General features: G+C 68.3%; 20 protein-coding genes, 1 pseudogene and 1 riboswitch. Of the genes and pseudogenes, 7 read left to right on the top strand and 14 right to left on the bottom strand.

Annotated elements, in window-relative coordinates; all coding sequences use genetic code 11:
- Positions 1-51: 51 nt before the first annotated feature.
- The gene (locus tag NBG84_RS13960; RefSeq protein ID WP_250919705.1) at positions 52-858 is read right to left on the bottom strand and encodes a hypothetical protein; all 807 of its coding nucleotides are present in this window, start codon (positions 856-858) and stop codon (positions 52-54) included.
- A gap of 362 nt (positions 859-1,220) precedes the next feature.
- Between NBG84_RS13960 and purN the strand changes: the two genes are divergently transcribed.
- Both purN and purH read left to right on the top strand, forming a co-directional pair.
- On the top strand, positions 1,221-1,865 hold the full coding sequence (gene purN, locus NBG84_RS13955) for a phosphoribosylglycinamide formyltransferase (RefSeq protein WP_250919704.1): 645 nt from the start codon (positions 1,221-1,223) through the stop codon (positions 1,863-1,865).
- Positions 1,862-3,442, top strand: a complete 1,581-nt coding sequence (gene purH / locus NBG84_RS13950) for a bifunctional phosphoribosylaminoimidazolecarboxamide formyltransferase/IMP cyclohydrolase (RefSeq protein ID WP_250919703.1) — start codon at positions 1,862-1,864, stop codon at positions 3,440-3,442. Before purN ends, purH begins: the two co-directional genes overlap by 4 nt.
- Before the next feature lie 314 nt (positions 3,443-3,756).
- Here the strand turns inward: purH and NBG84_RS13945 are convergent, their stop codons facing one another.
- From NBG84_RS13945 to NBG84_RS13940, 3 genes are all read right to left on the bottom strand, one after another.
- The gene (locus tag NBG84_RS13945) at positions 3,757-4,845 is read right to left on the bottom strand and encodes a protein kinase domain-containing protein (protein ID WP_308312058.1); all 1,089 of its coding nucleotides are present in this window, start codon (positions 4,843-4,845) and stop codon (positions 3,757-3,759) included.
- Entirely contained in the window at positions 4,842-4,976 is a 135-nt protein-coding gene (locus NBG84_RS40620; RefSeq protein WP_285366664.1) for a hypothetical protein, read from the bottom strand. Before NBG84_RS40620 ends, NBG84_RS13945 begins: the two co-directional genes overlap by 4 nt.
- 208 nt (positions 4,977-5,184) lie before the next feature.
- The gene (locus NBG84_RS13940) at positions 5,185-5,781 is read right to left on the bottom strand and encodes a hypothetical protein (protein ID WP_250919702.1); all 597 of its coding nucleotides are present in this window, start codon (positions 5,779-5,781) and stop codon (positions 5,185-5,187) included.
- 257 nt (positions 5,782-6,038) lie between these two features.
- Here NBG84_RS13940 and NBG84_RS13935 point away from each other — a divergent pair, with 257 nt between their 5' ends.
- From NBG84_RS13935 to NBG84_RS13920, 4 genes are all read left to right on the top strand, one after another.
- The gene (locus NBG84_RS13935; RefSeq protein ID WP_250919701.1) at positions 6,039-6,902 is read left to right on the top strand and encodes a bifunctional methylenetetrahydrofolate dehydrogenase/methenyltetrahydrofolate cyclohydrolase; all 864 of its coding nucleotides are present in this window, start codon (positions 6,039-6,041) and stop codon (positions 6,900-6,902) included.
- A gap of 725 nt (positions 6,903-7,627) precedes the next feature.
- The gene (locus tag NBG84_RS13930) at positions 7,628-8,128 is read left to right on the top strand and encodes a DUF3017 domain-containing protein (protein WP_308312057.1); all 501 of its coding nucleotides are present in this window, start codon (positions 7,628-7,630) and stop codon (positions 8,126-8,128) included.
- 403 nt (positions 8,129-8,531) lie between these two features.
- On the top strand, positions 8,532-9,671 hold the full coding sequence (locus NBG84_RS13925; RefSeq protein ID WP_250919700.1) for a helix-turn-helix domain-containing protein: 1,140 nt from the start codon (positions 8,532-8,534) through the stop codon (positions 9,669-9,671).
- A 306-nt stretch (positions 9,672-9,977) separates the two neighbouring features.
- On the top strand, positions 9,978-10,967 hold the full coding sequence (locus tag NBG84_RS13920) for a malate dehydrogenase (RefSeq protein ID WP_250919699.1): 990 nt from the start codon (positions 9,978-9,980) through the stop codon (positions 10,965-10,967).
- Between the two features lie 17 nt (positions 10,968-10,984).
- Here the strand turns inward: NBG84_RS13920 and NBG84_RS13915 are convergent, their stop codons facing one another.
- From NBG84_RS13915 to rocD, 9 genes are all read right to left on the bottom strand, one after another.
- Positions 10,985-11,851: a helix-turn-helix domain-containing protein gene (locus tag NBG84_RS13915; RefSeq protein WP_250919698.1), complete on the bottom strand. Its 867-nt coding sequence runs from the start codon at positions 11,849-11,851 to the stop codon at positions 10,985-10,987.
- Positions 11,852-12,138: 287 nt separating this feature from the next.
- A complete protein-coding gene (locus NBG84_RS13910; RefSeq protein WP_250919697.1) occupies positions 12,139-13,047 on the bottom strand; it encodes a hypothetical protein in 909 nt (302 codons plus the stop codon).
- Entirely contained in the window at positions 13,047-13,223 is a 177-nt protein-coding gene (locus NBG84_RS13905; protein ID WP_250919696.1) for a hypothetical protein, read from the bottom strand. Before NBG84_RS13905 ends, NBG84_RS13910 begins: the two co-directional genes overlap by 1 nt.
- A 385-nt stretch (positions 13,224-13,608) precedes the next feature.
- Positions 13,609-13,953: a hypothetical protein gene (locus NBG84_RS13900; RefSeq protein ID WP_250919695.1), complete on the bottom strand. Its 345-nt coding sequence runs from the start codon at positions 13,951-13,953 to the stop codon at positions 13,609-13,611.
- Entirely contained in the window at positions 13,953-15,014 is a 1,062-nt protein-coding gene (locus NBG84_RS13895; RefSeq protein WP_250919694.1) for an alpha/beta fold hydrolase, read from the bottom strand. Before NBG84_RS13895 ends, NBG84_RS13900 begins: the two co-directional genes overlap by 1 nt.
- 176 nt (positions 15,015-15,190) lie before the next feature.
- Positions 15,191-15,424 (bottom strand): PQQ-binding-like beta-propeller repeat protein, encoded by a 234-nt coding sequence (locus NBG84_RS13890; protein WP_250919693.1) that lies wholly within the window; start codon positions 15,422-15,424, stop codon positions 15,191-15,193.
- 115 nt (positions 15,425-15,539) lie between these two features.
- Positions 15,540-16,352, bottom strand: a complete 813-nt coding sequence (locus NBG84_RS13885) for a DMT family protein (RefSeq protein WP_250919772.1) — start codon at positions 16,350-16,352, stop codon at positions 15,540-15,542.
- A gap of 745 nt (positions 16,353-17,097) precedes the next feature.
- Positions 17,098-17,763 carry a polysaccharide deacetylase family protein gene (locus NBG84_RS13880; protein WP_250919692.1) on the bottom strand — a complete coding sequence of 222 codons (666 nt, stop codon included), beginning with the start codon at positions 17,761-17,763 and terminating at the stop codon, positions 17,098-17,100.
- A 584-nt stretch (positions 17,764-18,347) separates the two neighbouring features.
- Positions 18,348-19,553 (bottom strand): ornithine--oxo-acid transaminase, encoded by a 1,206-nt coding sequence (rocD, locus tag NBG84_RS13875; RefSeq protein ID WP_250919691.1) that lies wholly within the window; start codon positions 19,551-19,553, stop codon positions 18,348-18,350.
- Positions 19,554-19,754: 201 nt separating this feature from the next.
- Positions 19,755-19,846: riboswitch (ZMP/ZTP riboswitch) on the top strand.
- A gap of 30 nt (positions 19,847-19,876) precedes the next feature.
- Between rocD and NBG84_RS13870 the strand changes: the two are divergent.
- Positions 19,877-21,144 (top strand): annotated as a pseudogene (locus NBG84_RS13870) (serine hydroxymethyltransferase).
- Positions 21,145-21,465: 321 nt separating this feature from the next.
- Here NBG84_RS13870 and NBG84_RS13865 read toward each other — a convergent pair.
- Positions 21,466-22,209, bottom strand: a complete 744-nt coding sequence (locus tag NBG84_RS13865) for a hypothetical protein (protein WP_250919690.1) — start codon at positions 22,207-22,209, stop codon at positions 21,466-21,468.
- Between the last annotated feature and the right edge of the window lie 26 nt (positions 22,210-22,235).

Below are 22,235 nucleotides of genomic sequence, written 5' to 3'. Positions count from 1 at the left end.
GACGACTGGGGCCCGGCTGCTGCCCGGGCCCCGTCATCAAGCCGCCCAGACCTACTCCTTCACTCCGAGCAAGCCCCGCAGATCCTTCGGGAGTTCCTGGTTGCAGGAGATCTGACCTTCCTTGGTCAGCGCGTCCCGCTCACAGGTGTAGAAGTCCCGGAAGACGAGCTGAGCCGCGAAGGCACCCGCCACGATCAGCAGCGCGATGCTTCCCATCACCACTCCGGTCACGGCCGCTGTGCGCTGTGACCGGCCGGCGGCCTGGTGTGCCGCGCCGGCGGTCGCTGCCGAGTGTGAGGTGCTCGCCGCTGCGGAGCCCCCGGGGCTGGTCTTGGCGTTCTTCGCGCGCAGGGAGCTGATGCCCCAGTACAGCGACAGCGCACCGAGCAGCAGCGCGATCTCCGTGAAGTCGAAGAGGACGAAGAAGAACGCCCACATGCCCGACAGCAGGGAGTACCGCGCTCGTCGCTGGGCCGGGTCGGTGGGGTCCCAGCGCAACCCAGGAGGTGTGCCCCCGGGGCCCTTCTGCCCGCCGTTCGAGCCATCGGAGCCCCCGGGGCGACCACCGAAGCCGCCCGATGAGCGCCCTGGCTGACGGCTGCTCCACTGGCTTCCCCATCTGCCGCGTTCATCGGAGGAGCCGGAGGACCCCGATGAACCTGAGGAGCCCGAAGATCCGTCGGAGCCATCGGATGACCCGGAGGAATCCGACCCGGACGGGTTGTCGTTTGACGGTTGCCGTGGCTGCCACGGCTGGTCCGGCCTTCCCTCGGGCGGTGGCGCGAAGGGGTTGTTGTCGTCGGTGGACTGGCGCTCCCGCGGCAACAGGAGGTCCGTACGGCGGCGTCGGTCCCGCATCTGGTGAACGTCTTCCCCTCAGACCCTGTGCACATGGGGTCGTGTGTCGTCGTGCCCGTCGTGGGACGGGTGGTGCTCCCCTGACGCTACCTCCCTGCTCCGCCCCCGTCCCGTGGGGGCCGTCCCGCGTGCCGGTATCGTTGCTGACGGTCGGCCTCTTCGTAGGGTTCCCCGTATGGCGGAACGTGACTCGTTCGTACGACCACACAAAGGCGATCCGATCAGAGTTCGTCGCGTGAGCACATTGACGCAGCACGGACGCAGCAATGCAGCAGCACTGACGTAGAACCTCCAATCGTTTGACGCAGACCCCAAGCCGTTACCGCAGAACCCCAAGCCGATCACGCAGAAAGAGACCCGCTGTGGCCTCCCCGCCCGCCGTTCCCTCCGTTGCCAGCCCTGCCCGGCTGGTGGTCCTGGTCTCCGGCTCTGGTACGAACCTCCAGGCTTTGCTCGACGCCTGCGCCGCCGACCCGGAGGGCTTTGGCGCCCAGGTGGTGGCCGTCGGGGCTGACCGGCACGACATCGTCGGCCTGGAGCGCGCCGAGCGCGCTGGCCTGCCGGTCTTCGTATGCCGGGTGAAGGACTACGACTCCCGCGAGGCATGGGATCGGGCGCTTGCCGAGGCGACCGCCTCCTACGCACCCGACCTCGTGGTCTCCGCGGGCTTTATGAAGATCGTGGGCAAGGAGTTCCTCGCCCGTTTCGGCGGGCGCTGCGTCAATACGCACCCCGCCCTGCTGCCCAGCTTTCCCGGGGCCCACGGAGTGCGCGATGCCCTCGCGTACGGCGCCAAGGTCACCGGATGCACCGTCCACTTCGTCGACGACGGTGTCGACACCGGGCCGATCATCGCGCAGGGCGTGGTGGAGGTCCGGCAGGAGGACGACGAAGCCGCTCTGCATGAGCGCATCAAGGAAGTCGAGCGAGCACTGCTCGTCGAGGTCGTGGGGCGTCTGGCCCGCAACGGCTACCGCATTGAGGGACGAAAGGTAGTTATCCCGTGACTGTTGAGGCTACTGAGACTGCCGTGGCCGAGAAGCGGGCCATCCGGCGGGCGCTGATCAGCGTGTACGACAAGACGGGCCTGGAGGAGCTCGCCCGCGGCTTGCACGAGGCGGGCGTGGAGCTGGTCTCCACCGGCTCGACGGCTGCGAAGATCGCCGCGGCCGGAGTCCCGGTGACCAAGGTCGAGGAGCTGACCGGCTTCCCCGAGTGCCTGGACGGCCGGGTCAAGACGCTGCACCCCCGGGTGCACGCGGGCATCCTCGCCGATCTGCGCCTTGAGTCCCACCGTGAGCAGCTCGCCGAACTCGGTGTCGAGCCGTTCGGACTCGTCATCGTCAACCTCTACCCCTTCCGGGAGACCGTCGCCTCCGGCGCCACCCCGGACGAGTGTGTCGAGCAGATCGACATCGGCGGCCCCTCCATGGTTCGCGCCGCTGCCAAGAACCACCCTTCGGTCGCCGTGGTCACCAGCCCGGACCGCTATGCCGATGTCCTCGCCGCCGTTCAGGGCGGCGGCTTTGACCTGGGCGCCCGCAAGCGCCTTGCGGCTGAGGCGTTCCAGCACACCGCCGCGTACGACGTGGCCGTCGCCTCCTGGTTCGCCTCCTCGTACGCCCCCGCCGATGAGTCGGGCTTCCCCGACTTCATCGGCGTCACCTACGAGCGGTCCAATGTGCTGCGCTACGGCGAGAACCCGCACCAGGCCGCCGCGCTGTACGCCAGTGGCAACGGTGGCCTCGCCGAGGCGGAGCAGTTGCACGGCAAGGAGATGTCGTACAACAACTACACGGACACCGAGGCCGCCCGTCGCGCCGCGTACGACCACGATGAGCCGTGTGTGGCGATCATCAAGCACGCCAACCCCTGTGGCATCGCGATCGGCGCCGATGTCGCCGAGGCGCACCGCAAGGCCCACGCCTGCGACCCGGTCTCCGCGTACGGCGGTGTGATCGCCGTCAACCGCCCGGTCTCCGTCGCGCTCGCCGAGCAGATCGCGGGGATCTTCACCGAGGTGGTCGTCGCCCCCGGTTACGAGGACGGCGCGGTCGAGGTGCTGGCCCGCAAGAAGAACATTCGGGTGCTGCGCTGTCCCGATGCCCCCGCTGCCACGGTCGAGGCCAAGCCGATCGACGGTGGCGCGCTGGTGCAGGTGACCGATCGGCTCCAGGCCTCCGGAGACGACGTGGCGAACTGGACGCTGGCGACCGGTGAGGCGCTCGACGCCGATGAGCTGGCTGAGTTGGCCTTCGCCTGGCGGGCCTGTCGTGCGGTCAAGTCCAACGCCATCCTGCTCGCCAAGGACGGCGGGTCGGTGGGCGTCGGCATGGGGCAGGTCAACCGGGTCGACTCCGCGAAGCTCGCGGTGGAACGCGCTGGTGAGGAGCGGGCCAGGGGCTCCTACGCGGCATCGGACGCGTTCTTCCCGTTCCCGGACGGTCTGGAGATCCTGACGGCCGCCGGTATCAGGGCCGTGGCCCAGCCGGGTGGCTCGGTCCGTGATGAGCAGGTCATCGAGGCGGCGAAGGCGGCCGGAGTGACGATGTACTTCACGGGCACGCGTCACTTCTTCCACTGATCCACGCCCGGTCGGCTGCTGACGCCCTGTCGTGTCGGCCGATCCGCCGGCGGTGTACCGCGCGAGTCACCGACGGTTCCCAGCGGTGGGGCCCGCAGGTCGGAACCGACCTGCGGGCCACCCCCGTCGAGTGGCCCGCACACCGGCACACCCAGCCGATGGTGCGCAGCCCAGGGCCCTGCGTCGATGCGGGCCGCGTCGATGACATCTGCCGGCACGGTCGCGGACACCGCCGTACCCCGGTGTCCGCGACCGTCCGCCGGTAGTCGCCCGCCGCGCACCCGTGGCACGTTCCGCGCCGATGCGTCTGCCTGTCATCGACCCCGTTCCCGCACCCGTCGTGACGACGTTCCGCCGCCGTACCCCAGCAGGTCCTGGAGTCGGCGACGTAGAGGTGGCGAGGGCGCGATGCCCGCCGCGGACTCCACTCGGCGCAGCAGCCCAGCCGTGTCGAGTCGGTTCCGCTCGTCGTGCGTACGCGCCAGACAGTCCCCGACGATCTCCCGCCACTCGGTGGGGAGCAGGGGCGACAGCAGAAGCTCCCCCTTGCCGCGGGCGTACCGTACGGCGGTGTCCCTGCGGGCTCCCGGTGTGGCACCGGGCAGCGGGAAGGTGCCGGTGAGCACCAGATGGGCGAGCACCCCGAACGCCCAGATGTCCGCGGTGGTGCCGATGCGCCGTCCGTGCTCGCCCCTGTGTGCCCAGAGGAGTTCGGGCGGGGTGTAGTCGGTGGTCTGGAACGCGGAGGCATAGCCGTGGGTGCCATGGAGTTCGGTGGCGAGATGGAAGTCGCCCAGCCGGATGGAGTGATCGGGGAGCAGCAGCACATTGGTCGGCTTGAGATCGCCGTGTACCCACCCCGCGTGATGGAGTTGGTGCAGACCCTCACAGATCTGGGCGAGGAACCCGGGGCCGGTGATGGGGCGTGGGCAGCGGCGGAGGAGCGAGTCCAGTGAGCATTCCGCCCGTTCCAGTACGAGCACGGTCGCGCCGTTGAGGAGTGGTTCGTCGAGGCCGTCGACCGTGAGTGACTCGTACATCCGAAGCAGCCGGGGGCGGCGCAGCCGTCGGAGCACCTCCCGCTCGCGTGCGACGAGGTCCTGGAGATGGCGCAGTTGACGGGGGGTACGGGTGCCCGGGAGAAGGAACTTGAGCGCGACCTGGTTGGGCAGGCCAGCGCTGTCCGTGCCGCTTGGCCCCGCACCGCCCGAACCCGCACCGCCTGAACCCGTACCGCTCAGGCCGACAGCGCTCAGGCCCGGGTGGCTGGGGTCCGTGGGCGCGAGACGGCCGGCGTAGACGGTGGCGAACGGTCCGGACGCCAACCGTTCGCGAACCTCCCAGCGGCCGATGCGATGACTCGGGGGCACGGAAAGGGCGATCGGCGCGGAACCGTGGCTCATCGGATGGTCACCGCCGGTACGCCAAGGGGCGGCGCGGAGCGGTTCATGAGATGCCGACGTACCGGGAAGTGGTTTATGGGGGTGGCGGTTCCCCTGCCGCCCTTTACCGGTACCACGATGATGTTGTCCATGGTCGACTCCCTCCCCTGGTGGTTACCACCAGATTAGGAATCGTCGATAAACGAATGCACAACGTGGCTGAGTCGTATCCGGCGCACCGCGGAGCGGAAAGGGCGGAGGCCGTGACTCCCGCAATGGTTGCGGGAGTCACGGCCTCGGGCCGAAAGGCGCGCACCGACATCACATCGGTATCCGGCCGGTAACGGCCAGTGAGAGCGGTCAGTGGCGGGGACGGTTGAACCAGGCGCCACCGTCGGATTTGCCGACGAACACCGCGATCAGAACGGCCAGCACCGTATAGATCAGACCGACGATAATAACAATGAAGGGATAGACCCCGAGGATTGCCGTGATGACGGCGAAGACCATGGTGGTGATCCGGATGGCGCTGCCGCCATTGGCGAGCTTCGCGGCCAGGAATATGGCCAACACCCCCCAGAGCAGCGCGAGTACGCCCACGCCCACGAAGCTGTCGCTGTACTGGGCCAGGTCCTGGAACGCCTGGTCGTTACGGAGTTCCGGGTCGTCCTTCAGCTCATCGATCGCGACGCCCGCCCAGAAAAGGAGCACCGCGCCGATGATCTGGAAGCCGCCGATGACATAGAGCATGACCCGGGCCGCCTTGACCCCGCCCGGCATCGTGGTCGGGGGGCCGCCATAGCTGCCGCCGTAGCCACTGCCGAAAGACTGCACCGGCGGAGCCTGGGGGTAGCCGAACGAGGGCTGTGCCTGAGGCTGACCTTGCTGGGGGTAGCCGTAGCCTGGCTGACCGCCCTGTTGCTGACCGTAGGGGTTGTTCGGGTCGCCGAAGCTCATGGGGGGATTCCTCCGTAGAAAGCGGGGACGCGCGGCCGACGGAGGAACTGTCAAGCGAGCGGTCGTCCCCCCAACCTTCCACGATTGTCTGCATCGTCATCGTGGTATTCCCATCTACTTTTTGTCCAGTCGGTATCCCTAGGTGTTGTGCAAGTGCAACCTCGACCAATGGCCGGAAGTAAATGCGAGGGTCCGGTGGGTCCCCGAGGGCTGGACGGGATTGGAACCGGGGCGGGTCCATCCGGGAGGATGGGTCTATGACTGCCCAGATTCTCGATGGCAAGGCCACCGCAGCCGCGATCAAGTCCGAAGTTGCCGCCCGTGTGGAGGCCCTCAAGGAGAAGGGGGTGACACCGGGTCTCGGCACCCTGCTCGTCGGAGACGACCCGGGTAGCCGCTGGTACGTCAATGGCAAGCACCGCGACTGTGCCCAGGTCGGCATGGCGTCGATCCAGCGTGAGCTGCCGGCCACCGCGACCCAGGAGGAGATCGAAGAGGTCGTCCGCGAGCTCAATGAGAACCCCGAGTGCACGGGCTACATCGTGCAGCTGCCGCTTCCCAAGGGGATCGACGCCAACCGGGTGCTGGAACTGATGGACCCGGAGAAGGACGCCGATGGGCTGCATCCGATGAGCCTGGGCAAGCTGGTGCTGGGGGAGCCGGGCCCGCTGCCCTGCACCCCGTACGGCATTGTTCAGCTGCTGCGCCGCCATGGCGTGGAGATCAATGGCGCGAATGTGGTCGTCGTGGGGCGGGGGATCACCATCGGCCGCCCGATGCCGCTGGTGCTGACGCGTAAGTCAGAGAACGCCACGGTGACGCAGTGTCACACCGGAACGCGCGATCTCTCGGCGCATCTGCGGCAGGCCGACATCATCGTCGCGGCGGCCGGCGTACCGCATTTGGTGAAGCCCGAAGATGTGAAGCCCGGCGCGGCGGTCCTCGATGTCGGTGTCAGCCGGGACGAGAACGGCAAGATCGTCGGGGATGTGCACCCCGGGGTGACGGAGGTCGCGGGCTGGGTGGCCCCCAACCCCGGTGGCGTCGGCCCGATGACGCGTGCCCAGCTGCTGGTGAATGTGGTCGAGGCGGCGGAACGCTCGGTCGCGGTGGCGGGCTGACCAGGAGAGAGGCTGCCCTGATGGGCGTACGTACGAACGATGATCCCGAGGCGGGGGATCGCGTGGTGTCGGCGGGGTCCGCTGGATCTGCGGGCAGCGCGGAGCCGGAACCTGCCGCGCGGGGGCCCTTGGGCCGCGCCAGTTCCCAGGATCGCCCTGCCGGATCCGGGGGAACCGCCGACGGTGTTCCTGGTGGGTCCGGGGGAACCGCCGAACATGGTGAGCCGGTTAGCTCTGGGGAACCTGCGCGGCCTGGTGACGCTGGGGCTCACGATGGTCGAGGGGTTCAGAACGGAGAAGCGAACTCAGCAAGCCCCGCGAATTCCGGAGCCGCGGAATCCGCGAATTCCGGAGCCGAGCCCTCCAGGAACGGTCGACCGCGGCCTCCCACCGGAGCCCCGGAGGCCGGGGGCGATGCCGCGGATCCCCGGCCCGGGACGACAGGACCTGCCCAGGCGACTGGTCAGGGTGTTGGCGAAGGCGTTGGCCCAGCCGATGGTGAAGGCACCGACGGCGCCTCGGCCGAGGGAGAACCCTCCCCGAAGGGGGACGCGAACGCGACAGCGGACGAGATCGCGAACGCGGGTGCGAACGGGAACGCGGGTGCGAACGGGAACGCGACAGCGAACGGGGACGGGAGCGCGGGTGCGGGTGCGGGGGCGAACGGGAGCGCGAACTCGGACGCCACACCGAACGGGAGCCGGCACGCGGGCGCGAACGCGGGCGTGAACGCGGCCGCGGTTGAGAATGCGACAGCGACACCGCACGGGGACGCGGCTGAGGACGCGGCGAAGTCCACCGCGCCGACTCCGAGTTCGCCCCAGGCCGCACCGTCGAGGCGGCCGCCCACCCTCACCACCGATACGGCACGCCCCGAGGGTGGTGGACGGGCGGCCCCCGGTGATGCTCCGGCACCTGCTCGTCAGTGGCCCCTGCTCACCGTGCTCGCCCTGGCCGGGACAGGGCTGCTGATCATTGGACTCGACCCCTTCGCCGAGGCGTTTCGCGTCGGCGCGATCCTCGTGGGTGTGGCCCTGATCACAGGCGCTGTGATGCGCAGGGTGCTGCCCTCGGTCGGCATGCTCGCCGTGCGCTCGCGCTTCACCGACATGGTCACCTATGGGCTGCTCGGTGGAGCCATCACCCTGCTGGCCATGATGGCGCAGCCGGAACCCTGGCTGGAACTGCCATTTCTCAAGGACCTGGTCAAGTTCACGGTGCGCTAGTCGTGGCGCCGGCAGGGGTGTGAACCCCTGCCCGATGACCCAGGCGTACGGCGCCTGTCCTCTCCCCCGAGGGAGGACAGGCGCCGGTTGCGTTCCAGAGTCATGGACGCGCCAATTCTCTTTCAAGGGGCGAAGACGGCCCTGTGGCATGGAAGTGACCATTCCGGCAAGGTGTGATCCGGCCGCCCGGGGAGTGGGAGACTGATGTCGTACTCGGTTTGGGGGCGCACTAGGGGCGCGACCGCTATTCCGAATGCTCCCGTGCACGCCGGTGCCAGGAACTGACATCCTGGCTCTGCGCATCTCATCGGATAGTCCGCACAGCGGACGCCGATGAAAAGCGCAGGGGGCGAATAGGCGCGGGGCACTGCACCTACGTTCGGGGGACAAGGGGGGTAAGACCATGCCTCGATGGAAAGCGCTGCCAGATGAGCTCGATCCGGAGGTCCGGGACTTCGCCGAGCATCTACGGCGGCTCGTGGATCGAAGCGGGCTGAGCATCGCGGCGGTATCGGACCGCACGGGCTACAGCAAGACGTCCTGGGAGCGCTATCTCAACGGGCGAATACTCGCCCCCAAGGGCGCGGTCGTCGCGCTGGCGGAGGTGACGGGCACCAGCACGATCCATCTCACCACGCTGTGGGAGCTGGCGGAGCGGGCGTGGAGCCGGGCGGAGATGCGCCACGACCGGACGATGGAGCAGATACGGATATCCCAGGCGCGGGCCGCGCTCGGTGACTTCGGTTCCACCGGCCCCGGTGGCAGCCCAGCAGCCGGCAGCCCTTCCGTCGGCGGCCCTCCGGTCAGCGGTCAACCAGGCGGCCCCTTCGGCGGTCAGCCGGGCAGCCAACCCGGTGGCCGGTCCGGCGGTCGTACGTCGGCTGGTCAGACGGGTGGCGGGACGCCCGCGGGAGTTCCCCCGTACACGGGGCAGGCGGGCAGCATGGGGCAGACAGCCAGCCGGGGTGGCCATCGAGCCGCGCCCACGGCGGCCAGACGTCAATCCGGTGGGGGCAACGCCAACGCCGGGCACGGTCCCGGAAAGCGCAAGGTCGGCATGTTCCTGGGCGGGGTGGTCGGCGCGCTCGCGGTGATCGCCGGTGCGGTTCTGCTCACCGATCTCGGTGGCGCCCGCGACAAGACCAAGAACGTGGCGGCCACCCCCTCACCAGCCGCAAGCACCGGAACGCCGACACTGCCGGCCGGGGTGAAGTGCAGCGGCAAGGACTGCACCGGCGAGGACCCGGAGACGATGGGCTGCGGTGGCGAGTTCGCCAAGACCACGGCGACCGTGCTGGTGGGCGAGGCCAAGGTCGAGGTCCGCTACAGCGAGATCTGCAAGGCGGCATGGGCGCGGATCACGGCCGCCGCCCCCGGCGACACGGTGGAGATCAGCGTCCGTGCCAAGGGCAGGCAGACCGGTCTGGTCAATGCCGACAAAGACGCCTATACGCCGATGACGGCTGTGGCAGCGGGGGCCGAGCCCAAGGCCTGCGCGATCGTTCAGGCGACCGGAACGAAGAAATGCACGGGTGCCCAGTGAGTCGCCCGTGCTCAGCCGGTTGCAGGGTGCATGGATGACCAGTGAGCGGGCGCTCAGCGCCCCGCCGACTGCGCCGTCGCCGAGTGCACCCCCGCTGAGCTGCGCGCTTGAAAGCGTTCATGGGGGAGTGCGCCGCACCACCAGGGCCCGTCGAAGCACGCTGCTTCGGGTCGGATAGCCTGGCCGATGGATGTCTCTTCACATCAAGATTCATCAGGAGTCACAGAGCTTCCTGACAGATGCGAAGGGGCCTTCCGGACCCGGGGCAGTGACGCCCCTACCGCCAGCTGTCTTACGGAGATCGCCATGACCCGCACTCCCGTCAACGTCACCGTGACCGGCGCGGCCGGCCAGATCGGCTACGCGCTGCTGTTCCGTATCGCGTCCGGCCACCTGCTCGGCCCGGATGTGCCGGTCAAGCTGCGCCTCCTAGAGATCACCCCGGCGCTGGGCGCGGCCCAGGGCACCGCCATGGAGCTGGACGACTGTGCCTTCCCGCTCCTGCGGGGCATTGACATCACCGACGACCCGAACGTCGCGTTCGACGGCGCCAACGTCGCCCTCCTCGTGGGCGCTCGTCCCCGTACCAAGGGCATGGAGCGCGGTGACCTCCTGGAGGCCAACGGCGGCATCTTCAAGCCCCAGGGCAAGGCCATCAACGATCACGCCGCTGACGACATCAAGGTCCTCGTCGTCGGTAACCCGGCCAACACCAACGCGCTGATCGCCCAGGCGGCGGCGCCGGACGTACCGGCCGATCGCTTCACCGCGATGACCCGCCTCGACCACAACCGCGCCATCTCGCAGCTGGCCGCGAAGACGGGCGCGGCGGTCTCCGACATCAAGCGTCTGACCATCTGGGGCAACCACTCGGCGACCCAGTACCCCGACATCTTCCACGCGGAGATCGCCGGCAAGAACGCGGCCGAGGTCGTCAGCGACGAGGCATGGCTCGCCGACACGTTCATCCCGACCGTCGCCAAGCGCGGCGCGGCGATCATCGAGGCCCGTGGCGCGTCCTCGGCGGCCTCCGCCGCGAACGCGGCGATCGACCACGTCCACACCTGGGTGAACGGCACCGCGGACGGTGACTGGACCTCCATGGGTATCCCGTCGGACGGTTCGTACGGTGTCCCGGAGGGCCTGATCTCCTCCTTCCCCGTGACCACGAAGGACGGCCGGTACGAGATCGTCCAGGGCCTGGAGATCAACGCGTTCTCCCGTCCCCGTATCGACGCCTCGGTGCAGGAGCTGGCGGAGGAGCGCGACGCCGTTCGCGCGCTCGGCCTGATCTAAGCCCAAGGAACTGAGCCTCAAAGCCTGGGCCTGCGAGGCTGGGCCTGAGGCTCGGAGGCTGGAACTCCAGGTCTGAGCCTCCCGGTCTGAGACCGTACGTACCCGCCCCTGGTCGCCGATGGTGACCGGGGGCGGTCGTATGTCAGGCGGCGACCCGCCCGGAGCGGCAGTCCCGGCAGCACCCGGGGCTCGGCCGCTCGGAAGGGCCGCTCACACTCCGCGCACTCCTGGAGCGGTACGACAGGGGGAGCGGCCGGAACCTCGGGCGGCAGCCACTGGGCGAGCCGGTAGGCGAGGAGGCGCGCGGGCCGATGGATGGGACCGGCGGGCAGCGCGGTGGAGAGCGTACGCAGCACCTGATCGGGCGGTACGGCACGCTCCAGCCAGGCGGTGACGGCCGGGCAGAGGGACACGATGTCCCGCACCGAGAGCGTCAGCCGAGGATCGGACAAGCGCAGCCGGGCCAGAAGATCGGCGGCCGGGGAGCGGACGGCCTTGACCAGACTCACCCGAGAGCGCCGCTGTACGGCCGGGGCGGAGGCGGTAGTCGGGGCGCCGGGGTGTTCGAAGTAGGTCGTGCGGGTGACGATCCGCTGCCCCGGGGTCCGCAGCCGGCTGCGCTGGAGATAGCCGGCCCGCTCCAACTCCCGTAACGCGGCGGCGATGCGGTACTCGCTCTCCGGGAAGCGCGCCGCCAGTGCCTTGATGCCGACCGCGGCCCCATCCGGCAGCGACTGGATGTGCACGGCGAGCCCGATCGCGGTAGCGGAGAGGGTGCGATGTTGGGCGAGATGGTTGCCCACGACGCTGAAGTGGGTGTCATGCCGGTGTCGCACATGGATCACACCGCTGGACGGGGGCGCGCTAGAATCCACTGAACTCATTGGGAAGCTGCTTTCTTCCTGGTGACTAGGCCCTCGGTCCGGGATTGCCGTCCCGCCGGGGGCTGATTTTTTCTGTGGTGAGCGCGAACGTACCGCGCCCCCACCCGAATATTCCACCGCGTCACCTGTTCGAGTGACCAGGGGAGTTGGAGGGGTGGTTGGAAGGTCCTTCCCCAACGTTCTTTGGTGACATCGCACCCTGCGAGGTCGCGGCCCACCGGGTCGCGGAAAGCCGCGATCCGGTGTGACCAGGGGAAACCTCGGCGTCTGTAGGAAGGCCGATGGGGCTAGTCGCCGCCACCCCCGCCATCGCCGCCGCCGTCCACCCCCGCGAAGTCCCAGACGCCGGAGAAGTCAGCCTCGCTCAACAGGCCGTCGGCGATGTCCACCATCGGCTGGTCGTAGAAGCCGTCCGCCAGGCCGCCGAACACCTCGGAGCGTACGGCGCTGCGGACTTCGTCGGCCGCGGCGCGCCGGGTCGCATCGGCCAGCCGCGCGCCTTCCGACTGCTCCACGGCATCGGACGACGCTCCCCTGAAGAGCTCCCGCAACGCGGGCCGCCAGCTCTTGTGGACGGCGGGCACCATCAGGGCCAACGCCCCCATCCGGCGGGTGAAGTCCAGCGCGCGGGCGCGATCCGTCCGCACCCAGCCGGGGAACTGGTCGCGCGCCCGGGTGATGTTGTACGCGACCGTCCCCACCACGGCGGCTGTCTCCCCGGTCGGTTTGCTCGATACGCCCGACCAGTTGTCGCGCTTGATCCGCAGAAGGCCGTGATCGGCCAGGGAGCGGACCAGCTCTCGATTGAACTGACCGCCTGCGGAGATGTTCTCCCGGATCATGCCCGGGTGGTAGATGTGCTGACTCAGCACCGGTGAAGCGGCGTAGGAGCGCATTCCGCTGAGCACCCGGTCCTTGGCCCGGTCGAAGTAGTCGGGGAGGTGGATGTGCGACTGGGGGCCCTCACCGAAGCCATGGGACACCACCGGCTCCAGCGGCCCGAAGAGGACGTACTTCTTCTCGATCTTCGTCCGGCTGACGGGTTCGATGACGCCCATCAGCTGGAGTTCCAGCATCGCCCAGTGATGGCAAGCACCCCAACTGCGCAGGGTGGGGTCCGGTTTGAGGAATCCGCAGAGCAGCCAGGACTCGGGGAGGTTCAGCCGCCAGTCGGGTCCGTTCCAGTCCTCGCTCATCAGGCCTCACCGGGGTGCTCGGCGCTGGTCGCGTCCCGGTCGGTGGCGACGGCTTCAGGACGCGTCCCGTTGGCGCCGCCGAGGCGTTCACTCGGGGATATCCGGGTGGTGTGGACGGTGCTTCGCGTGACGTGGTCGCCGTTGACTCTGGCGTCGCGGTGCGTCGGTTGGCTCAAGGTCTCCTTCTCCCCCCTGGCCGGGTGATGTCCCGGCGCGAGCGGCGCTCTCATGTACTGCCGGCCCTGTCGGCATCTTGCCTCAACGGGTGCGGATAGTCAGCTGGGTTGTAGCCGCCCCGGCGGGTGATCGTTTCGTGGGTAGCCGTTCGGGGGGCGGCCCTGATGCGGATGGGCGGCACCGCGCCAAGGGCGGCTGAGGCACTCAAAGGGGCAGCCGGTCAGAGAGAACATCCGGTCAGAGGGAACAACCGATCAGAACACCCGGTCAGAAGGAACAACCGGTCAGAACAACCGGTCAGATGGGCCGACGTTTCCGGGTCCATCGCCCGGGAGCGTCTCCCGACCACCTCGCAGGGCAGCATGACCGGTGGCCCGAACCGGGCTAGTCGTCCGGGTCGATTCCGTGGAAGTGGCCTTGCTTGCCCCACTGCGCGGGGGTCGCGGCGGTCAGTTCGGTCTCGTTGAGCGAGCGGGTCTCCGCGTGCCACACCGCCGTCAGCGGTACATCGAAGGGGAACTCCACCTGAGAGCCGTCCTCGAACGAGACCACCACATGGGTGTCAGGGCCCGCGGGATGGCTGTCCAGCCAGAGCACATGCTCCACCACGGCCGTCAGCCGCCCATCCGGCCCCACCAGCCGGTACCCCTCGTCCACACCCTGCGAGGTCACCGGCAGCAGAGCGGGCTGATGCCGCACCGCTCGCTCGTCCCGGTGGTACGACGACACTATGCCTGGCCTGCCGCGAGGAAGGATCGCACCTCACGTTCGAAGCGCTTCTTGGCCTCCAGATGCGGGAGGTGGCCCACGCCTGGCAGCTCCACCAGCCGCGAACCAGGGATCGCCGCGGCGGCCAGCCTCCCCAGCACGGGGAAGTTCCCCAGCTTGGCGCGGTTCTCCGGGGTGGCGTACGACTTGCCCACCGCGGCCCGGTCCTCCTGGCCGATCACCAGCAGAACGGGAAGCCTCAGCAGGGGCAGATCCTGAACCACCGGCTGGTGGTAGGCCATCTGATACGAGCGGGCCGAAGCCAGCGCCCACCGCGGGTACTCGCCGCTCAGGGTGATCCGGTAGCGCAGCTCCACATTCCGCTCGTACGCCCGGCGCCAGTTCACCACATAGGACTTGTAGAAGGCCCGGATGCCCACGAGGTTGTTGTTCGCCAGCTCATCAGCGAACAGCCGCTCGGTGGTGTGCGCGGGCACCAGCTCCCGGTAGTCCTCCAGCCCCACCGGGTTCGCCAGCACCAGCCGGCGGGTGCGCGTCGGGTGCTCCAGCGCGAACCGCACCCCGAGCATTCCGCCCATGGAGTGGCCGACCACATCGACGTCAGCGATGGCGAGGTGGTCGAGCAGCGCCACGGTGTTCTGGGCCAGCAGTTCAAAGCCGTAGTCGAGCGCGGGCTTGGACGAGCGCCCGAAACCGATCTGGTCCGGCACCACGACCCGGTGCCCGGCCGTGGCGAGGGCGCGAGCCGTGGTGGTCCATGACCCGCCGTCGAAGTTCTTGCCGTGGAGCAGGAGGACCGTACGCCCGGAAACCGACGGGCCGGTGGGCGCGATGTCCAGATACGCCATGTTGACGGTCTCGCCCTGGTTGACCAGTTGGAGGAACCGCACCGGATACGCGGTCGGGAATCCCTCCATGGCGATACCGAGCGGTTGGTCGTATGTGGGCTCGACGGTCGAGCCGAACACACTGGCCGCGCTCGCCGGGGCGGCGCTCGCTCCCGTGCCCAGCACAGCCACGGTCCCAGCACCCACGGTCAGGAACGCCCGGCGTGTAGTCACACATCCCCCAACTCAGTCGTACATCAGTGCGCTCATACTGCACCAACTCCCCACAAGATCAAAGGAGTCTGCTGGCAAAAGAAAGGGGCATCTATTCGCGGGGAGGAGGCGCGGCGGCGCCGGGAGAGGTGGCCCAGACCGGCGCTGGGAGAGGCGGCTCTCCGCGAGTGCCGTGCTCAGAGGAGGCTGGGACCGCTTCGGGTCTCGACCGCGTAGAGATGGTGGTCATCGCTGCCCACATAGACCACGCCGTCCACCACCACGGGTGCGCAACGCACCGGGCCGCCGGCCTTGAACTGCCATCGCGGTTCACCGGGGGCGATATCAAGCCCGTACAGCTGATGGTCATCGTCCTCCGCTACGGGCTTTCTCGGTGTCGTGAGGCTGCGCTGGCCGCGTACCGACACCATGAGCTTGCTGACAGTCTGGCGAGGCCGGTGACAGATAGCAGCCTTATCGCCCAACTTGCCGCGTGAGGGTGGGTGACCAGGTGACGCTACGGGCCCCGCGGTTGACCTCGGGAGGTCAGGGCTCGCCGAATCTCGCCAGGGTCAGCGCGCCCGCCACCGCGATCGTGAACCCCAGCACCGCCAACCAGGCCAGGCCCGTACGGGTGTGGTCGCCGAGCCACACCACACCCACCACGGCCGGGCCAACGGTCTCGCCGAGCACCATTCCGGCCGTTGCCACGGTCACCGAACCGCGCTGGAACGCGGACGTCAACAGCAGAAAGGCCGCCGCTCCACCGAGCAGCAGCGCATAGAGCGCCGGATTGGCCAACACCTGAGGCACCGCCAGGGAGTCGATCAGCCGAACGGCGACCTCCACCACGCCGAAACCCGCGCCAGCCCCCAGTCCCAGCACCAGCGCTCGCGGCCTGGTCGGAAGCTGTCCCGCCAGTGCTCCGACCAGTAGTACGGCGACGGCCACACCCAGCAGCGACCAACGCAGCGCGGCTGAGCCGGTGCGATCGCCCTCCGCGCCGGAGGCGAGCCCCAGCAGGGCCAGACCGGCGCAGACCGTGGCGACCGCGCCCCACTCCACGCGGCTCAGTTCGGTCCTCAGCAGCCGGGACGCCACCAGGGCGGTGACCGCGAGGCTGGCGGCGAGCGCTGCGCCGACCGCGTAGATGGGGAGGGAGCGCAGGGCCACGATCTGTAGGAGGAAACCGCACCCGTCCAGGGCGAGCCCCAGGAGGTAGCGCCAGTTGCGTAGGGCGCGGAGCAGTAGTGCGGCATCGACACCTGAACCGGAACCGGGTGCGGCCGTCTTGGCCGCCATGGCTTGGAGGACGGATGCGGTGCCGTAGCAGATCGCGGAACCAAGCGCGCAGAACATACCAAAGAGCACAAAGTGACAGTAGGGCAATGGTGTTGATGCTGCTCTCTAGCAGGGCACTGCTGGCGATTCTCCGAGGCCTCTATCCGCTGTAGGAGCTCCATCCCTGGAGTGAGGCCCTTTCCCGGTAGGAGCTTCATCCCGGGCTTGAGCTCCTTCTCCGGTAGGAGCTTCATCCCGGGCTTGAGCTCCTTCTCCGGTAGGAGCTTCATCCCGGGCTTGAGCTCCTTCTCCGGTAGGAGCCTCATCCCGGGCCTGAGCTCCTTCTCCGGTAGGAGCCTCATCCCGGGCGTGAGCCTTTTCTCCCGCGTCGGAATCTGCCTGCCGCCGATCTCGACGGGCCGAATGAGCTGGCTGCCGAGGTGGCTAGGCCAAGGAGCCCCTGATGGCCGGGCGGCGCAGGCGCCACTCGCCATCCATCGGGTACCGCGCCTGTCCTACGGGACGAGCCCCGCCGCTAGCGGCCGCTCGCAGGACTCGGCCCCGCTGCCTGGCCTTGACCGTCACCGAGTGATGCTCGGCGCATGGATTCGTTGGGGGATGAGGCAGCGGGGTCGGGCATTCGGGAGTCTTCTACGCCGTCTTGCTCGGCCCCACTCACTCGTTCTCGCTCACTCGGCCCTGCTTGCCAGGCCCTGCTTACTCGTTCCCGCCTACTCGTTTCCGTCACCGGGGGCGGTGGGTCTGCACTGGCTGGTGCAAGGCTGGTGCATCTGGGTGGGGCCGCTGGTCGGGCCAACGCCCGTCAGTCGGCGATGTAGTCCCGCAGCCGCGCCGGCTTGAGGCCCGCAGCGTCGGCAGCCGCCAGCACCCGGGTGAGATCGGCCGCGAGACCATCCGTGAAGTGCAGCAAGATGATGTCGCCCGACTGCAACTGGGGCATGGGGGGCTGCCATGTGCCCCAGGTGGTCTGATCGTGGGTCCATGTCACCAGTGCCTTGGCACCGCAAGCACCGGCGGCGACGCGGGTCTGCTCGTTGTAGTCGCCGTACGGCGGGCGGAACAGCCGCGGCTCGAAGCCGAAGGTGGACAGGGCCCGCTGGCGTGCGCCGCAGATCTGAGCGCGCTGCCCCTCGGCATCCAGAGTGGTCATCGACGGGTGGCTGACGGTGTGGTTCTCGATCCGCGAGGGGCCGTGGTCGAGCAGGGTGCGGAAGTACTGGGGGCCGTTACTCGCGGCGTCCGACACCAGGAACAGGGACGCGGGGATGTTCCGGTCGAGCAGGATCCTGGCAGCGGCGGGGTCGTGTGCCCAGCCGTCGTCAATGGTGATGAAGATGACCGGATCGGTGGTGCTGATCTTGGAGACAACGGGGACCGGCGCGGGCCAAGCGGCCTGCGCGGGGGTGGTCAGGCCCAAGAGGGCGAGAAGAGGTACGAGGACGGCGAGCAGCACTCGGGGTCTCGGCATGGCCCGCATCATTGGTCCAGACCAGTTCTTGTGTCAATGCCCTTGGGTCCAACTCATCTACCGGGGCGTCCGCGGGGCTGCTAGGGCGGATCCCGTGGACTGTTGGAGCGGACCCCTTCCGGGCGCCTCAACTGACTCTTGCGGAACACGAGCCCCTCTAGCTGAGTGTGGGCGCCACGCCTCTAGCGATACGCGAGCCCTGTCTGTGGTTGTACGGAGCCCCGCCCGGGAACCTGGCCTCCAGCGGTAGGCGACCGCGACCCAGGCTCGGTAGGGGTTCGATGGCCGCCAGTTGCGCCAGCTGCGCGAGGAGGGGCAAGCGGCTGTGGCGGGGGTCGGGAGTCAGGGGTGGGTTTCGTTTACGGGGGTGACGTTGGGGCGGGGTGTGAGCCTTGCGGGTGCGGGTGCGGGTGCGGGTGCGGGTGCGGGTGCGGGTGCGGGGGTTGGGGTTGGGGTTGGGGTTGGTAGGCCTTGAACTGGGGCTAGGGAGGGCTGGGGTTGGTGAAGCTGGAGTGGCCTGGCCTGAGGTGGAATTGAACGGTCAGGGCCAGGCCGTCATCCGGCCCCGGTTGGGGCGCGCTGTCTCAGTCTGTGAGGACCGCTCGCAACTGGTCCAGTCCCCAGTCCAAGTCCTCCTTGCTGATCACCAGTGGTGGGGCGATACGGATCGTCGAACCATGGGTGTCCTTGACCAGCACGCCCCGGTCCATGAGCTTCTCGGAGATCTCCCGGCCGGTGCCGTGTCGGGGTGCGATGTCCACACCTGCCCAGAGCCCTCGGCCACGTACCGCTTCCACCACCCCGGTGCCCGTGAGCAGTCCCAACTCATGGTGCAGATGCTCGCCCAACTCCGTGGCACGCTGCTGGTACTCGCCGGTGCGCAACATCGCGATGACCTCCAGCGCCACCGCGCACGCCAGTGGGTTGCCGCCGAAGGTCGAGCCGTGCTCCCCGGGCCGGTACACACCCAGCACCTCCTGGGAGGAGACCACCGCGGACACCGGCACGACCCCGCCTCCCAGCGCCTTGCCCAGCACATACATGTCGGGCACCACGCCCTCGTGCTCCAGGGCGAAGGTCCGGCCGGTGCGGCCCAGGCCCGACTGGATCTCGTCCGCGATGAAGAGCACATTCCGTTCCTGGGTGAGCCGACGGACGCCCGCCAGATATCCGGGCGGGGGCACCAGCACCCCTGCCTCACCCTGGATCGGCTCCAGCAGTACCGCCACGGTGTTCTCCGTGAGGGCCGCCTCCATCGCCGTGAGGTCCCCATACGGCACGATCTCGAACCCGGGGGTGTAGGGGCCGAAGTCCGCGCGGGCATCCGGGTCCGTTGAGAAGCTGATCACCGTGGTGGTACGGCCGTGGAAGTTGTTCGACGCGACGACGATCTTCGCCATGTTGTCGACGACGCCCTTCACCCGGTATCCCCACTTACGGGCGGTCTTCACGGCCGTCTCCACCGCCTCTGCGCCGGTGTTCATCGGTAGCACCGACTCCATACCGCACAGCTCGGCGAGCTGTTCGCAAAAGTCGGCGAATCGGTCGTGGTAGAAAGCCCGTGAGGTGAGGGTGACCCGCTCCAGCTGCGTCTTGGCGGCATCGATCAATCGACGGTTCCCATGGCCGAAATTGAGCGCCGAGTACCCGGCGAGCATGTCGAGATAGCGACGCCCCTCGACATCGGTCATCCACGCACCCTCCGCTGAGGCGACGACAACAGGAAGCGGGTGGTAGTTGTGCGCGCTGTGTGCCTCGGCGGCGGCAATGGCGCTCTCAGATACAGACACGGGATCTCCGATCGCGTAGTTCAGGTGGCTCACGCGGAGGCATGTCGGGTAAAGACAAAGCTTCCGGCTGAGGCAGGGTGATGCCTCTGTTTCTATCGTCGCTCGTAGAGTGGCTGAAGAAACCTTGCTGCACACATCGCCCTCAGGTTGCGGGCCCCGCGGGTACTCGGTGCGCAGAAACGCGTGGGCGCTAGAGTTGTGCACACACATGGCGACTGGCGTACGGGGAGCTAACCCCGAGGGAACCATGTGCGCAGCAGTGAAACGAGGTGCCGCCCGCCTGGGTACCCGGGACCGTCGAAGCGATGACCCGGAGGACACCTATGACTCTGCCCCTTCCCCATCCGGCCCTCTCAGCCGCCGATCCGGAACTGGCTGCTCTCATCGGAGCTGAGGAACAGCTTCAGGCCACCACCCTCAGGCTTATCCCCAGCGAGAACTATGTCTCCGCCGCTGTTCTGGAGGCCTCCGGCACGGTGCTTCAGAACAAGTACAGCGAGGGTTACGCCGGTCGCCGCTACTACGAGGGCCAGCAGAACATCGACCAGGTGGAGCGGCTCGCCATCACTCGTGCCAAGGGTTTGTTCGGGGTCGAGCACGCCAACGTGCAGCCCTACTCCGGCTCCCCGGCCAACCTCGCCGTCTATCTCGCCTTCGCCGAACCCGGCGACACCGTCATGGGCATGGCACTACCGATGGGCGGCCATCTCACCCATGGCTGGGGTGTCTCGGCGACCGGCCGCTGGTTCCGGGGTGTGCAGTACGGCGTGCGCCAGGACACCGGGCTGATCGACTTCGACGAGGTCCGTGAGCTAGCCCTCAAGGAACGCCCGAAGATCATCTTCTGTGGTGGTACCGCCCTTCCTCGAACCATCGACTTCGCCGCCTTCGCGGAGATCGCCCAGGAGTCCGGTGCTGTTCTGGTCGCCGACATCGCCCATATCGCCGGTCTGATCGCTGGTGGAGCCCATCCCTCACCCGTGCCGCACGCGGATGTCATCTCCACCACCACGCACAAGACCCTGCGGGCCCGCGCGGGGCGATGCTGATGTCCCGTGAAGAGCATGCCAAGGCGATCGACAAGGCCGTCTTCCCCGGACTACAGGGTGGCCCTCACAACCAGACCACCGCGGCAATCGCCGTCGCCCTCCATGAGGCGGGGCAGCCGTCCTTCAGCAGCTACGCCCACTCCGTTGTCGCCAACGCCCAGGCACTGGCCGAAGAGCTCCTGGCCCGCGGTTTTGACCTGGTCTCCGGCGGCACGGACAACCATCTGATCCTGATGGACCTCACCCCCAAGGATGTCCCCGGCAAGATCGCCGCCAAGGCTCTCGACCGGGCCGGGATCGTTGTGAACTACAACACCGTCCCCTATGACCCGAGGAAGCCCTTCGACCCCTCAGGTATCCGCATCGGCACCCCTTCTCTCACCTCGCGCGGCCTGGGGACAGAACATATGACCGCTGTCGCCGACTGGATCGACCGAGGCGTGACCGCGGCCGGCTTGGGCGACGAGGCCGCGCTCAGCTCCATCCGCGCCGAGGTGGCCGAGCTGATGTCCTCTTACCCGGCCCCAGGCCTGACCGGATAGCCCTTGCTTGACGGCCTTGACGGCCTTGACGGCCTTGACCGGTCCGTAGGGGAGTAGTTGGTTTCTGCTGGCTGTCAGGGGCCCGGCTGGCTAGGGCCTGCACGTGAGGCAGAGGACACGTGAGGCAGAGGAGAGGTCAGCAGAGACGGGCGATGCTGGGATGTTGACTCGGTTCTGGCCTACGGGCTGAACCAGTAGGTCCCTCTTCTGGTGTGGCCGGGGCGCCCCCCGTAGCGCCCCGGCCCACCGAACGGGCGGCGGGTTACTGAGCCACCCCGTGGCAGCTCCGACCAGCCCTCTTTCCCACTGGAGGGTTGGCCCTCAGCCGTCCAAAAGCTGTTGGCGAGGCCCGCTCTCTCCGCCTTTTCGCCAGAGCGGTGGGGGAAGACGCCGGGACACCATCGGCCGTACCAGCAGGGCCAGCACCGCACCAAGTGCCAGGCCCGGTATCACCCACCACCAGCCGTCCAAGGCATCCGAGGAGGACGACTCCCTCAGGGGCTCCATGGCCCTGGGGGAACCCTTCCCCGTGTCGTAGGCCGTACTGCCCGCTGAATCCCGGTCCGCTGAACCCTTGCTTGCCGAGCCCTGGTTCGCGGAGTTCTCGCTCGGGGTGGCTCGGGCCAGACCTGGTCGAAGTGGGGTGGTTTCCGAAATGCCGCGCTTCCCGGCCAGCAATCCCAACTCCTGCAGCAGTCCGGACAACTTCTTGGGCTCCTGCACCCTGCGCCAAACACCCTGCACCGGAGCCACATCAGTCTCCGACAACGCCGAGTAGGTCCAGATGACATCGAACCGCTCGCTCGGATAGATCTGGTCCGTCCGCCAAGCCTTGATGTCATGGACCAGCCACGACACGTTGACCAGACCGGCTCCCGTCGACTCCTTCTTCAGCTGCCCCGGCGGGTCCGGCTGACCACTCTGTCCTTCGCCGAGCAATCCGAGCAGCGTCTGATACCTCGCGTCAGAGATATGGAGCGCCGCGGCCCGCCCTGAATCAGGTGTGGTCAGCAGAGCGCTAGTCGGCCCTCCCGCCACTGCGCTTGGCGCGAAGAACCAGCTCATCGCCAGCACTGTCACCAGCGCGGCAA

The organism is Streptomyces albipurpureus, assembly GCF_023701525.1.
GTDB lineage: Bacteria > Actinomycetota > Actinomycetes > Streptomycetales > Streptomycetaceae > Streptomyces > Streptomyces albipurpureus.
Note: the sequence above shows the minus strand (reverse complement) of the source record. Positions and strands in the feature narration are given on the sequence as shown.

Bases quoted from the DNA above. Each gene is read 5' to 3' on its own strand.
- NBG84_RS13960 (WP_250919705.1), bottom strand. From the start codon at position 858: ATGCGGGACCGACGCCGCCGTACGGACCTCCTGTTGCCGCGGGAGCGC.
- NBG84_RS13945 (WP_308312058.1), bottom strand. From the start codon at position 4,845: ATGAGCCACGGTTCCGCGCCGATCGCCCTTTCCGTGCCCCCGAGTCAT.
- NBG84_RS40620 (WP_285366664.1), bottom strand. From the start codon at position 4,976: ATGGACAACATCATCGTGGTACCGGTAAAGGGCGGCAGGGGAACCGCC.
- NBG84_RS13940 (WP_250919702.1), bottom strand. From the start codon at position 5,781: ATGAGCTTCGGCGACCCGAACAACCCCTACGGTCAGCAACAGGGCGGT.
- NBG84_RS13935 (WP_250919701.1), top strand. From the start codon at position 6,039: ATGACTGCCCAGATTCTCGATGGCAAGGCCACCGCAGCCGCGATCAAG.
- NBG84_RS13925 (WP_250919700.1), top strand. From the start codon at position 8,532: ATGCCTCGATGGAAAGCGCTGCCAGATGAGCTCGATCCGGAGGTCCGG.
- NBG84_RS13920 (WP_250919699.1), top strand. From the start codon at position 9,978: ATGACCCGCACTCCCGTCAACGTCACCGTGACCGGCGCGGCCGGCCAG.
- NBG84_RS13915 (WP_250919698.1), bottom strand. From the start codon at position 11,851: ATGAGTTCAGTGGATTCTAGCGCGCCCCCGTCCAGCGGTGTGATCCAT.
- NBG84_RS13910 (WP_250919697.1), bottom strand. From the start codon at position 13,047: ATGAGCGAGGACTGGAACGGACCCGACTGGCGGCTGAACCTCCCCGAG.
- NBG84_RS13890 (WP_250919693.1), bottom strand. From the start codon at position 15,424: ATGGTGTCGGTACGCGGCCAGCGCAGCCTCACGACACCGAGAAAGCCC.
- NBG84_RS13885 (WP_250919772.1), bottom strand. From the start codon at position 16,352: ATGTTCTGCGCGCTTGGTTCCGCGATCTGCTACGGCACCGCATCCGTC.
- NBG84_RS13880 (WP_250919692.1), bottom strand. From the start codon at position 17,763: ATGCCGAGACCCCGAGTGCTGCTCGCCGTCCTCGTACCTCTTCTCGCC.
- NBG84_RS13865 (WP_250919690.1), bottom strand. From the start codon at position 22,209: ATGAGCTGGTTCTTCGCGCCAAGCGCAGTGGCGGGAGGGCCGACTAGC.